Here is a 12,333-nt window from a genome sequence, read left to right on the forward strand (position 1 = left end):
AGACATTAGTTCATTTATCTGTTATCAGCACACTCATTTAACATTAAGTAATGGGTGAATCGAAACACAAGACATTATTCATAACCGCCTGTAATCGAGCAAGCAATCCAGCAACTTATAAAGTGCCATCATTGTACCAGTTCGGAAATAATCTCCCGTAATATCGGCCATTTAACTCACTGATGTCGGGCGTTTTCGCGGGCTGCAGGCGTTGTAGCAAAAAACTGCAACATCACCTTACGACCCTGCAGGCCCTCCCAGGGCAGCGACATACTCGGCCACTGCGATCTGGTCGACCTTGCGTCGGCCAGCCAGCAAAAAACGCTGCCAGGCGGTGCTGTCGAACAACTGGTCAACGTCCTGGCGGATGCTTTTCTGCACAGGGAAGGGCGTGGCACTCGCTTGATGCTCGATTTCCCAAGCGCTTTCCAGCACGCTGACCAGCTTGCCACGAAATTTTTCCAGGCCCCGGCCACTGGCCACTCGCCGCCAGGTCGAGAGAAAGAACGTCTCACCACGCCCGGGCCCTGAGCGCGTGACGTAAGCCACCGCACACAAACCCACGCCACTGCGTTTGCGCCAATGCACGGCGGTACGTTCATTCAGTTGCAGGACATCTTCACGCCGCCAGGCGTGACCACTGTGGATCAGATGAATGATCGCTGCATCCAGTGCCCGCCGGGTACCGCCAAAGCGCAAGTCGGTAAAGCGTGCAGCCACGAGCAACTGGCTGTTCTTCAGGACCCGCACGATCCACACTCGACCACGGGTCTCCCGGGTGATGCCGCGTGGAACGCTGTAGGTGACACCATCGACAACTCTGTCGTAACACCTCAGGCCTGAAATATCGATTTCAGACGCTGTATTCATGCCGACTATCCGCAGATTGAGTGGGAGGTCTTGCGGGCTCTTGAGGCACATGGCTCAGGCCCTCTAGTTAGAATAGTTTTGTTTTCCTCAACAACTTCACGTACTGGACAAGCTGTCGTCTGTTCGCGGTCGGTAGCGCAATATTCCTTTCGTTTGTTCGTACGTTGGTGGGCCTGCAATCAGCCCCGCGGCTGCCAAAACAGGTATCAAGCTCCGCCTGTCTGATGTTTTGGCTCATAATGGCCGACCAGGTTTTATCGCAAGGTTGTTTTTCAGATGAAAAAATTGCTTTCCTGGCTGCTCGGTGGCGCTCTTTCTTTCCTGCCACTGTCTTTTCTTCATGCAGCCACTGCCAAGCCCGTACAACTCATCGTACTGGCCTCAAGCGCCACCATGGGTGCCTTTCAGGCCCTCAGCGCCGACTACGAGAAACGCACCGGCGTACGCCTGGTGGCAGAGCTGGCACCTTCAGCCGGCAGCGCGCCCCATACAATTCCCAACCGCATGGCCCGCCAGGAGCCGGCCGATGTCGTCCTGCTGACCCGGCAAAGCCTTGACCGGCTGATCAAGGATGGCCATGCCGATGCCGACAGTCGCGTCGAGCTGGGCAAAGCCTTCATCGCCCTGGCCGTGCCACAAGGTGCCCCAAAGCCAGACATCAGCACTCTGGAAAGCTTCCGGCAGACCTTGATCGACGCCCCCTCTATCGCTTACTCCGACAGTTCCAGCGGCCTGTACGTCTCACGTGTGCTCTTCAACCAACTGCACCTGACCGAGCGGCTGCAGGACAAAAGCCGGATGGTGAGTGATGAACCTGTGGGCGCTGTGCTGGCACGCGGCGAGGCACAGGTGGGCTTTCAGCAACTGAGCGAGTTGAAACAGGCCGACGGCATCCAGATCGTCGGTCTGATCCCCGATCAGGTCCAGCAGATGACCCTGTACTGCGGGGCTGTCGCCAGTCGCAGCGCACATCCGGTCGATGCCAAGGCCCTGCTCGACTACCTGGCCTCGAGTGAAGCCGCCGCGGCGCTGCGCAACAGTGGCCTGGAGCCGATGGTGCGCTGACCATCGGGGCGGGGAAGGATAGCGCGGACGGCGTAGCCGTCCCTGGTTGCAGTGGGGTGTCTGCTGCTGTTCGATGTACGCACCGCCACAGGATGATGCGAAGTAAAAGAGTGTGCACAGACGACCGGCGAGCGGCGTCAGCTTGTACTCAGCACCTGCACCTTGCCCTCGCGGCGCAGCACTTCGACCAACACGTTGCTGCCGGCTCGACGCAAAGCCAGGTCCACCGTCCCCTGACCGACGTTCAGGCGATGCAGACGTACCTGTTCGAGAAAAGCCGGCAGCACCGGCTCGTCGAACAGAATTCGTTGCCTGCGCGGCTCAAAGCTCAGCCCCAGGCACGATTGCAGCATCGACAAAGGCGCAGCAGCAGCCCAGGCCTGAGGTGCACAGGCCACCGGATAGAAGGTCGGTCCTTGAGTACGCTGACGGGCAAAGCCGCAGAACAACTCCGGCAGACGGCGCAGGTCAAGGTAAGTGGAAGCGGCGAACAGCCCTTCGCAAAGATGCGCCGATTCATGTCGAAAACCATAACGGGCAAAACCGGCGGCAATCAGCGCATTGTCGTGGGGCCATACCGACCCGTTGTGGTAGCTCATCGGGTTGTAGCGCGCCTGGGAAGACGCCAGGGTACGGATCCCCCAGCCGCTGAACGATGTACGTTCCATCAGTGTGGCCACCACCTGAGGTGCACGCTCGTCATAGGCAATGCCGCCAAACAGCGCATGCCCGGCATTGGAGGTGCGTACCCGGCACGGGCGCTTGTCACCGTCCAGAGCCAGTACATAGGTGCCAAGTTCTTCGTCGAAAAACTGTGCATCGAACTGCCGGCGCAAACCTATCGCTTTATCCTTGAACAGCGCTGCCCGTTGCCGATTTCCCAGCCGTAGGGCAATGCTGCGTGCTGCATTCCATGCGCCATAGACATAGGCCTGCACCTCCACCAGTGCGATCGGTCCCCGGGCCAACTGGCCGTCAGCATGGAATACTGAATCGTGACTGTCCTTCCAGCCCTGATTAATCAATCCTTTGTTGGAGCGGCGTGCATATTCGACAAAGCCATCGCCGTCGCGGTCGCCATATTGGTCGATCCAGCCCAGCGCGCGCTCGATGGCAGGCCATAGCGCGCGCAACGTGTGCACGTCATCGGTACGCTCCAGATAAGCACCGGCCAGCATCACGAACAAGGGCGTGGCATCGACGCTGCCGTAGTAACACGCGAACGGAATTTCACCGAGAGCGGCCATCTCGCCATTGCGCATTTCATGGAGGATCTTGCCCGGTTCCGCATCGGTCCGCGGATCAAGCTCGCAGGCCTGATGCGCGGCCAGATGCCCGAGTACGCCACGGGCTATGCCAGGATCGAGCCAGAGCATTTCCCAGGCGGTGATCAGCGCATCACGGCCAAACACCGCGCTGTACCAAGGGATTCCGGCATAGGGGTACAGGCCGTGGAGCGTCTTGCTGGTAAGCATGTACAGGTCGGAGATGCTGCGGCGCACGGCCTCGTTGAAGACTTCATGAGAGGTGTGGATTGCCGTGGCCCGCGAAGCGAAGGTGCGCAGCTCACGCCGCGCATCACGCACCGAGCTGAAAAATGCGTGCCGCACGGACCACGGCAGCCTCGGCGTACCACAGTTGATCTCGACAAACAGCGAACGGCTCTCGCCGGCGGCCAGATGCAGCTCGAACTGCGCTTGGCGGCCATCAAGCTGCTGCGGTGGCGGCTCAAAGCGCAAGGTCGTAGTGCGCAGCCCGTCATCCAGGCCGGTATAGGACAACTTCACCTGTTGCGCCTGGCACTGCGCAGCATGGGTTTCACCACGCTGACTGCGCTGTTGACCACGAACCTCAAAAAGATCCCGGAAGTCGGCCGCAAAACCGAGTTGCAGACGCAGCCGTCGCGAGCGCTGGTCAAAATTGCGCACTCTGATTCGTTCGAAGCAGGCGCCACGCCAGAGAAACCGCGAACGGCGCAGGTGAATCAGGTTGTGCAGCAACCAGCGCCGCCCCTGGCGATCGTACAGGTCCGGGTTGCTCAGGTCACAGGTCAGCATCGCGTTGTCATCACGCAAGGTGGAACTGAGCAACAGCGGCCGCAGCCCTTGCAGGGTCAGGCACCAGTGCGACAAATGGCGGGTATCGCAGTGAAAGATCCCTTGGGGACTGTCCGGGGTTGCCAGCACATCACCATTGGGGTCGAACACGCCAAAGGTGTCGTCATGCTTGAGGGTGCGCGGGCGTACCTGAGGCAAGGAGGCACCGCCTGGAATCGCAAACACCGGCTTTTGCTCACGCTCGGCGTGCTCGATCATGCGCCGGTACAAGGCCAGATAGTCGGCGGTCATACGCTCGACCGTGAACCGCTGCTCGAAAATCGCCCGCACCTGATGGCGTTGCAGATGCTCAAGCTGCTGCACGGCCGCCACGGCCTCGGCCACGGTATGGACGATAAACCCGGACTGGCCATGATCAATCACCTCCGGCACCGAACCACGGGCAAAAGCAATCACCGGTGTGCCACAGGCCATGGCTTCGATCATCACCAGGCCGAACGGCTCGTCCCAATCGATGGTGAACAGCAAGGCGCGGGCATGCCCGAGAAAGTCGGCCTTGTGCCGCTCGTCAATTTCACCAATGAACTGCACCGAAGGGTTGGCTTGCACCAGCGGCAGGATCTGCTGCTCCCAATAGGCCTGGTCCTGAGCGTCGACTTTCGCTGCAATCCGTAAAGGCAGGCCACAGGCCAGGGCGATCGCGATGGCACGGTCAGGGCGCTTTTGCGGCGAAATACGCCCCAGGAACGCCAGGTAATCACCCTCGGGCCGGGCCGTGTACGGCAGCAGATCCTTGGGCAAGCCATGATAGATATTCGCCGCCCAGTTCACGGAACGGGTGATTGGCCGGCGCTGCGCCATGGATATCGACACCAGCGCCGCTTCGGCAAACCGTGGGTAAAAGTCCTGGCAATCGGGACGGTGCAACGTGCCATGCAAGGTGGTTACGCAACGCCAGCCCAAGCGCCGGGCCATGGGCAAGTGCAACACGTCACTATGGAAATTCAGCACATCGAACTCATCGGCCTGGCGCATCACCTGGTCGAGCATCATCACCTCGAACGGCAGCGGGTATTCGATCTGCGGGTTAAGGCGCAGCGCCTGGCCAGACCCGGCCACCAGTCGCGCCCGGGTCTGCGAGTCACCGCTGGCGAACAGCGTCACCTCATGACCCTGACGCACCAGCTCTTCGGTGAGGTAAGACACGATGCGCTCGGTGCCACCGTAAAACTGCGGCGGGCAACTCTCTGCCAAAGGTGCGATCTGGGCGATACGCATCGCGGCGGCCTCCTGACGGGCATGCGAACGGCCCGCGTATGGACTGCTTGATGAGGGTGTCCCCTACGCGGCGAGATACCGGGACTTCAGGAGGGCTTTAGAAGGTTGAGGGCTTGTGAGCGAGACAGTTCAAAGCAGGAGTACAGGCGGGTAGAAACGGCCTGGCACGGCTTGTTTCCAGTGTTCAAGGCAGGACGCTTCTGGTTCTCTTGAAGGGTATTTCCGAAAAAAACCCAAGTGTTTGCGCCTGTGAGTGGGGAGGCCTAACGTCCCGGGCTTGTCCGTCTCAACCACTGAATGAAAAAGCAATTTTCGATAGCACATCCGGTTTCAGGAGATGAGTGGCAAAGCGATTCATGCCGCTGTGATATACCATGGTATATATCAAAAACATCTGACCCTTGTCTCAACCCGGAGAATGCCCATGCACCACGTTGCCAAACTGTTCAACAACGGCAGAAGTCAGGCTGTGCGTCTCCCGGCGTCGTTTCGATTCGATTGCAAGGAAGTCTATATCCGCCAGGACCCCACAACAGGTGACGTCATTCTTTCGCGAAAGCCGGGTACCTGGGACGGTTTTTTTGAACTCTTGAAAGACAGCAAGGTGCCCGACGACTTCATGTCTGATCGCCAGGATCTGCCACCTCAAGAACGCGATCCATTTTGAACAGGATGCCTATGAGTCCGCTGTATATGCTCGATACAAACATGGTCAGCCATATCATCAAGGGCACTTACCCTGGCGTGCAGAAGCATCTGCTCAATACGCCCATGGATCACATATGCATCTCGGCGGTTACTCTGGGTGAATTACGCTATGGCCTGGCCAAGCGACCTGACGCGACGCGCCTGCACGCACTCGTGCAGGCGTTTCTGGTTCGCATAGATGTTTTGCCTTGGGACAGCCATGTCGCCAACTGCTATGGCGACCTGCGGGCCTCTATGGAACGCGTTGGCAAACCGCTCGGCAATCTGGACATGATGATTGCCGCTCATGCCAAAGCGACCAATGCTTCGCTGATCAGCAATGACCAGGCATTCAGACAGATCAAGGGTCTGCATACGCTCGACTGGACCAAGGATTAGAGCAGCCAGAGCCAACCCTTGTCGTATGATGACATTACCTAAAATTTTATTTTTGAAGGTAAATAATTGGGTTCGCTTTGATTATTCAACCTAAAAACGCTACTTGACACCCATCCCGGACACCCCAAATAATCGACCAACTCATACGACAACATACAACAATAAGGTACCCGCATGTCCCAGCCTTCCCCGACGCCTTTCAATCGCCTCCTGCTCACCGGCGCCGCCGGCGGCCTGGGCAAGATCCTGCGTGAAAGCCTGCGGCCTTACGCGCGCGTGCTGCGTCTTTCCGATATCGCCCCGATGGCGCCGGCCGCTGACGAGTCAGAAGAAATCTGGCCGTGCGACCTGGCGGATAAAACCGCAGTGCATGAGCTGGTCGCCGGTGTCGACGCGATCCTGCACTTTGGCGGTGTCTCGGTAGAACGGCCGTTCGAAGAAGTGCTCGGCCCGAATATCTGCGGCGTGTTCCATATCTATGAAGCGGCACGCCGACACGGGGTCAAGCGTGTGGTGTTCGCCAGCTCCAACCACGTGATCGGCTTTCATGGCCAGGACCAGGTGATCGACGCCAACGCGCCGCGCCGTCCGGACAGCTACTACGGCCTGTCGAAGTCCTACGGCGAGGACATGGCCAGCTTCTACTTCGACCGCTACGGCATCGAGACCGTCAGCCTGCGCATCGGCTCCTCGTTCCCGGAGCCGCAGAACCACCGCATGCTCAACACCTGGCTGAGCTATGCCGACCTGACCCAGTTGATCGAACGCGCCCTGTACACCCCGCAGGTCGGGCATACCGTGGTCTACGGCGTCTCCAATAACCAGACCGTGTGGTGGGACAACCGCCTGGCCAGCCACCTCGGTTACCAGCCCAAGGACAGCTCCGAAACCTTCCGGGCCCAGGTCGAGCGTCAGCCACTGCCGCCCGCCGATGACCCGGCACGCCTGTACCAGGGCGGCGCCTTCGCGGCCAGCGGCCCGTTCGGAGATCAATGACATGAGCGCCGAACTGATTGTCGACGCCCGCAATGGCGTGGGTGAAAGCCCGGTGTGGAGCGTCGCTGAGCAAGCGCTGTACTGGGTGGATATTCCCGCCGGTCAACTGCAGCGCTGGAGCCTGGCCGATGGCAGCCTGCGCAGCTGGCAAGCACCAGAGATGCTCGCCTGCATCGCCGCCGACGGCCAGGGCGGCTGGGTGGCCGGCCTGGAAAGCGGCCTGTTTCATCTCAAGCCGCAGAGCGATGGCAGCCTGACTCACCAGCTGCTGGCCGAGGTCAGCCATGCGCGACCGGGCATGCGTTTCAACGACGGCCGCTGCGACCGGCAGGGCCGCTTCTGGGCAGGCACCATGCTGATGGACATGGCCGCCGCCGCCCCGGTCGGTGCGATGTACCGCTACGGCGCCGGCGATAAGGCCCTACCCGTACAGCTAGACGGGCTGATCGTGCCCAACGGGCTGGCCTTCAGCCCGGACGGCAAGACCCTGTACTTGTCCGACTCGCACCCGGATGTACAGAAAATCTGGGCCTTTGACTACGACATCGACAGCGCTACACCCCACAATCGCCGCCTGTTTGTCGACATGCAGCCGCATCCGGGACGCCCGGACGGCGCGGCAGTAGACGTCGATGGCTGCTACTGGATCTGCGGCAACGACGCAGGGCTGATCCACCGCTTCACCCCGGACGGGCGGCTGGACCGCTCTGTCGCCGTGCCGGTGAAAAAGCCCGCCATGTGCGCCTTTGGCGGCGCCAACCTGGACACCCTGTTCGTCACCTCGATCCGTCCGGGCGGCGATCTGTCCGACCAGCCTCTGGCCGGCGGGCTGTTTGCCGTGAACCCCGGCGTGCAGGGTCTGGCTGAGCCGATGTTCCGCCTCCAGGCATAGATTCAAGTGATCCATTTTCTTCCGGGCTGCGTATAAGCAGGACAACCACGCCCGGAAGATGGATCATGAGCGGCATCGCCACCACCAGGACCTTGCGCCACGTGTCCAGCCTGCACCCCGACCCGTTGGCCAGCCGCCTGTGGCTTGCCGAAATCGATGCCGTGGCCCGTCACCGGGATCGCGACAGTTTCATGCGCATCTACGATCACTTCGCGCCACGCTTATTGCGCTACCTGATGGGCCTGAACATCTCCGAAGGTCAGGCCGAAGAGCTGGTTCAGGAGACCCTGCTCAAGCTCTGGCACAAAGCCGACAGCTTCGACCCGGCGCGTGCCAGCCTGGTCACCTGGCTGTTTCGTATCGCTCGCAACCTGTACATCGACACCGTGCGCAAAGACGGCGGCTGGGTGCAGGTCCAGGACTCGCTGGAGCAACTTGAACGCCTGGAAGCGCCTCAGGATGCCTCGCTGGACTTCAGCGCCCGTCAGGCCCAGCAACTGGACAGCGCGCTCAAGGCCCTGCCTGCCGATCAGGCCCGGGTGCTGCAACTGTCGTACTTCGAATCCCTCAGCCACCGGCAGATCGCCGAGCGTCTCGGCCTGCCCTTGGGTACGGTGAAATCCAACCTGCGCCTGGCTTTCCAGAAGCTGCGCGCCACGCTCAAGGAGTCGTGATGACCCCGCTCCATCATCTGGATCATGCCACCCTGGTCAGCTATGCCAGCGGTGCCTTGCCCCAGGCACTGTCACTGGCCACGGCTGCGCACATGGAGCTGTGCGCGCAATGCCGAGGCCAACTGCGTGAAGCCGAGCGCATCGGCGGCGCCTTGGTGCAACAGCACCGCAGCACCGTGGTGCCGATCCGGGGCCGCTCAGCGATGCTCGCTCGCCTGGACGAAGCGGCGCCGGCTGATACGCCTCACAGGCCGCCACAGACCATTGATGCCGATCTCCTGCCGGCGTGCCTGCATGAGACATTCGGCGAGCGCTACAGCCAGTTGCAATGGAAAACCCTGCTGCCGGGCATCCGCCGGGTGCAGGCCAAAGGGGTGCGTGAAGGCAACCTGATGCTGCTGAACATCGCCCCCGGCATGGCCATGCCAGTGCACAGCCATGGCGGCAGCGAACTGACCCTGGTGCTCAAGGGCGCGTATGAAGATCGTCTGGGACTGTTCAAGCCCGGTGACATTGCCGACCTGGACGAAGACATCGAACACCAGCCCATCGTCGCCGGCGACCAGCCGTGCATCTGCCTGGCCGCCACAGATGCGCCACTGCGCTTTAACGGGTGGGTATCGCGGCTGTTGCAGCCGCTGTTCAAGATTTGAGATTTTGGCAGCGTAAAGCCCACCGCTCGCTCCCACCGTATTTCAAGTCAGAATCACAGTGGGAGCGACCTTGGTCGCGAAGAGGCCGGTAAGAACCCTACATCTGCTCTGGATATACTACCGTCTTCACGAGCGAGCTCGTTCCCACCGTATTTCAAGTCAGAATCGAGCTGGGGCCAACTGGCAGCCCCTCCTCTTTTTCAGCTTGCTCAGCACTGACCATCGGCGCGCGACAAGCCCCGCCGTTCAGGGCGGGGAAGGATAGCGCGGACGGCGTAGCCGTCCCTGGTTGCCGTGGGGTGTCTGCTGCTGCTCGATGTACGCACCGCCACAGGATTATGCGCAGTAACACGGCGACACAGATGCCCTTCTACGGCGGTATTTCGTTACAAAGACCCCATAGGCATGCAGCTTGAAAACACCGTGCCGTCGGCGCCTAATGTCGTCTTCCTAGCTCATGGCTCAAGAGCAGCATGTAACGACTTCCAGCGCATTCACTCCCGCATCGGCAATGCCCGCTGAGACTATCTGCACAAGTGCTCGACCACGATCAGCCAAAACCACGCGATGGTGTGTATCGAGGACTTGCAGGTACGAAATATGTCCAGGTCGGCGGCAGGCACGGCCGAGGCGCCGGGAAGAAACGTTCGGGCCAAGTCTGGCCTGAACAGGGCCATCCTCGATCAGGGCTGGTTCGAGTTCCGTCGCCAACTGGACTACAAGCTGGCGTGGCGCGGCGGCTGGCTGATTGCCGTGCCGCCGCAAAATACCAGCCGCACGTGCCCGTGTTGCGGCCATGTGTCGGCGGCCAACCGCCAGACGCAAGCGCTGTTCAGGTGTCTGGGATGTGGTTTCGAAGGCAACGCCGATGTGGTCGGGGCGATCAATGTACTAAGGGCGGGACACGCCCGGTTAGCCTGTGAAGTGAGCGCAGAGGTCATGGCGCCAGCAGCAGGAACCCACCGAAGCGACTCGGGGGCGGCTCGATGCCGCGCCTGAGCGCCGTAGGAATCTCCGGCCTTCAGGCCGGGGAGGATGTCAATAGGCAAACCGGCGCATCCGAAGATGCCATGCGCACGGCCCCCATGGATGAAGGCCGAATACAGGCACCTTCAAAAGAGGTGGCGCGTTACGCCAAGTCACGTCGGGCTACCACACCCGGTCGCTGATGAGCAGCGACTGGCGCAGACTAGACAGCCAAATATGCAGGCGCAAGCGGTCGGGATTTTCTCGAAAATGTCCTTCAAGAGAAAGAGAGATTTCGTGCAAACATCCGTAAGAAGCAGACTAAAATGCCGCATTTCGTGACCGAAACACAGCACTTCAATCAGATCGCTTTGGGGCTTCAATCCACCCGCTGCAACGCCACACCCAGCGACTCCAGCGCATCCCAGTAACCCGGATAGGTCTTGCCGACACACAGCGGATCCTGGATGCGAATGCCGGCGACTTTCAGGCCGGCCAGGGCGAAGCACATGGCAATGCGGTGGTCGGCGTGGGTGTCGATCAGCGCATCGACGGTTTGCCCGGCCAGTGCCGGATTGGCGTGCACCAGCAGGTCATCGCCCTCTTCCACTGCCAGACCTGCAGCAATGCCGTTCAGGCCATCGGCCAGGGCACGAATGCGGTCGCATTCCTTGACCCGCAGGTTGGCGATGCCGACAAAGCGCACCGGCTGGTTGTTGAACGCGGCCAGCACGGCCAACGTCGGTACCGCGTCTTGCATCTGCGATCCGTCGATCACTGCCGGCATGTTCGGGAACTGCGCGATCAGTTGGCTGGCCAGCGCATCGGGCTGGGTGAAAGCATCGTTGGCCACGCCCAGATCGATCTCACCGCCGGTCAAGGCCTGGGCGGCCCACAGGTAGGTAGCAGCCGAAGCATCCGGTTCGATATGGAAATCGGTGGCGTGATAACCGGTGGCCGACACCCGCCAGGCCGCCTCGCCGATGGCTTCGACTTCGGCACCGAAGGCCTTCATCGCCGCCAGGGTCAGGTCCACGTAACCGCGGGCACCGATCTCGCTGCCGGTCAGCGCCACCTCGATCGGCCCCTGACCGCAAGCACCGGCCATCAGCAATGCCGACACGTACTGGCTGGACAGGTTGCCGTCGATCTCGATGCGTCCGGCCGCCAGGCCGCCACGGCCCTTGATGGCCACCGGCGGGCAGCCGGTCGGCGCACTGGCTTCAACGCCCATGCGCTGCAAGGCATCGACCAATGGACCGATCGGGCGCTTGCGCATGTATTCATCGCCATCGACCACGAACTCGCCGTCGAAGTTGGCCAGCGCAGCGGTCAGAAAACGCGTGGCGGTACCGGCATTGCCCAGCACCAGCGGCTGGCCTGGTGCGTTCCAGCGGCCGCTGCTGGTGACCACAAAAGTGCTGGCATCCGGCTCATCGACCTGCACACCCATCAGCCGCAGCGCCTCGGACATCACCCGGGTGTCGTCGCTCTTCAACGCACCGGTCAGGCGGCTGGTGCCCTTGGCAAGGCCGGCCAGCAGCAAAGCGCGGTTGGTGATGGATTTGGAGCCCGGCGGGCTGACCCGACCGGTCAGCGGGCGGTTGACAGGCACAACGGTGATCGTGGATTGAGGTCGCATGATGCCCCTGAAGGATGTCGGCGGAAAAAGCGCGATCCTAGCATGGGAGGACGACAAGCCCTAAACCACCGTTAGGTTGAGGATTACCAAGCTGGCGCGAAAAGCCCCTTCCTTCAGGTGGGGGATGAAAGCGCCACCGCGAAGCGGTCATAGG

At 61.0% G+C, this 12,333-nt stretch carries 10 protein-coding genes and 1 pseudogene; 8 read left to right on the forward strand and 3 right to left on the reverse strand.

Translation table 11 applies throughout. The features are described 5' to 3' along the window. Window positions 1-237: 237 nt before the first annotated feature. On the reverse strand, window positions 238-870 hold the full coding sequence (locus NRB16_RS19240; RefSeq protein ID WP_257106692.1) for a hypothetical protein: 633 nt from the start codon (window positions 868-870) through the stop codon (window positions 238-240). 276 nt (window positions 871-1,146) lie between these two features. Here NRB16_RS19240 and NRB16_RS19245 point away from each other — a divergent pair, with 276 nt between their 5' ends. After that, window positions 1,147-1,935: a substrate-binding domain-containing protein gene (locus NRB16_RS19245; protein ID WP_045492831.1), complete on the forward strand. Its 789-nt coding sequence runs from the start codon at window positions 1,147-1,149 to the stop codon at window positions 1,933-1,935. 137 nt (window positions 1,936-2,072) lie between these two features. Here NRB16_RS19245 and NRB16_RS19250 read toward each other — a convergent pair whose 3' ends face one another. Further along, window positions 2,073-5,270 (reverse strand): glycogen debranching N-terminal domain-containing protein, encoded by a 3,198-nt coding sequence (locus NRB16_RS19250; RefSeq protein ID WP_306456484.1) that lies wholly within the window; start codon window positions 5,268-5,270, stop codon window positions 2,073-2,075. Between the two features lie 424 nt (window positions 5,271-5,694). On the opposite strand from NRB16_RS19250, the gene NRB16_RS19260 reads away from it, so the two are divergent. From NRB16_RS19260 to NRB16_RS19290, 7 genes and pseudogenes are all read left to right on the forward strand, one after another. Next, window positions 5,695-5,937, forward strand: a complete 243-nt coding sequence (locus NRB16_RS19260; protein WP_045492834.1) for an antitoxin — start codon at window positions 5,695-5,697, stop codon at window positions 5,935-5,937. A gap of 11 nt (window positions 5,938-5,948) precedes the next feature. Next, window positions 5,949-6,356 carry a type II toxin-antitoxin system VapC family toxin gene (locus NRB16_RS19265; protein WP_253116545.1) on the forward strand — a complete coding sequence of 136 codons (408 nt, stop codon included), beginning with the start codon at window positions 5,949-5,951 and terminating at the stop codon, window positions 6,354-6,356. Window positions 6,357-6,530: 174 nt separating this feature from the next. Beyond that, window positions 6,531-7,352 (forward strand): NAD(P)-dependent oxidoreductase, encoded by an 822-nt coding sequence (locus tag NRB16_RS19270; protein WP_045492840.1) that lies wholly within the window; start codon window positions 6,531-6,533, stop codon window positions 7,350-7,352. 1 nt (window position 7,353) lies between these two features. Next, complete coding sequence (locus NRB16_RS19275) at window positions 7,354-8,244, forward strand: SMP-30/gluconolactonase/LRE family protein (protein WP_045492843.1); 891 nt, start codon at window positions 7,354-7,356, stop codon at window positions 8,242-8,244. A 161-nt stretch (window positions 8,245-8,405) separates the two neighbouring features. Then, on the forward strand, window positions 8,406-8,918 hold the full coding sequence (locus NRB16_RS19280; RefSeq protein ID WP_045495056.1) for a sigma-70 family RNA polymerase sigma factor: 513 nt from the start codon (window positions 8,406-8,408) through the stop codon (window positions 8,916-8,918). Beyond that, a complete protein-coding gene (locus NRB16_RS19285; RefSeq protein WP_257106693.1) occupies window positions 8,918-9,571 on the forward strand; it encodes a ChrR family anti-sigma-E factor in 654 nt (217 codons plus the stop codon). The genes NRB16_RS19280 and NRB16_RS19285 overlap by 1 nt, the downstream gene beginning before the upstream one ends. Before the next feature lie 486 nt (window positions 9,572-10,057). Beyond that, window positions 10,058-10,570: pseudogene (locus NRB16_RS19290) on the forward strand (RNA-guided endonuclease InsQ/TnpB family protein); the annotation flags it as partial. 346 nt (window positions 10,571-10,916) lie between these two features. Here the strand turns inward: NRB16_RS19290 and aroA are convergent. Continuing rightward, window positions 10,917-12,179, reverse strand: coding sequence for a 3-phosphoshikimate 1-carboxyvinyltransferase (gene aroA, locus NRB16_RS19295; protein WP_257106694.1), 1,263 nt, complete (start codon window positions 12,177-12,179; stop codon window positions 10,917-10,919). Window positions 12,180-12,333: the final 154 nt, after the last annotated feature.

This window comes from Pseudomonas sp. LJDD11 (assembly GCF_024584215.1).
Lineage (GTDB): Bacteria > Pseudomonadota > Gammaproteobacteria > Pseudomonadales > Pseudomonadaceae > Aquipseudomonas.

What these genes read in the sequence shown, in the direction of transcription:
- NRB16_RS19240 (WP_257106692.1), bottom strand. Translation starts at nt 870, where the DNA reads ATGAATACAGCGTCTGAAATCGATATTTCAGGCCTGAGGTGTTACGAC.
- NRB16_RS19245 (WP_045492831.1), top strand. Translation starts at nt 1,147, where the DNA reads ATGAAAAAATTGCTTTCCTGGCTGCTCGGTGGCGCTCTTTCTTTCCTG.
- NRB16_RS19250 (WP_306456484.1), bottom strand. Translation starts at nt 5,270, where the DNA reads ATGCGTATCGCCCAGATCGCACCTTTGGCAGAGAGTTGCCCGCCGCAG.
- NRB16_RS19260 (WP_045492834.1), top strand. Translation starts at nt 5,695, where the DNA reads ATGCACCACGTTGCCAAACTGTTCAACAACGGCAGAAGTCAGGCTGTG.
- NRB16_RS19265 (WP_253116545.1), top strand. Translation starts at nt 5,949, where the DNA reads ATGAGTCCGCTGTATATGCTCGATACAAACATGGTCAGCCATATCATC.
- NRB16_RS19270 (WP_045492840.1), top strand. Translation starts at nt 6,531, where the DNA reads ATGTCCCAGCCTTCCCCGACGCCTTTCAATCGCCTCCTGCTCACCGGC.
- NRB16_RS19275 (WP_045492843.1), top strand. Translation starts at nt 7,354, where the DNA reads ATGAGCGCCGAACTGATTGTCGACGCCCGCAATGGCGTGGGTGAAAGC.
- NRB16_RS19285 (WP_257106693.1), top strand. Translation starts at nt 8,918, where the DNA reads ATGACCCCGCTCCATCATCTGGATCATGCCACCCTGGTCAGCTATGCC.
- aroA (WP_257106694.1), bottom strand. Translation starts at nt 12,179, where the DNA reads ATGCGACCTCAATCCACGATCACCGTTGTGCCTGTCAACCGCCCGCTG.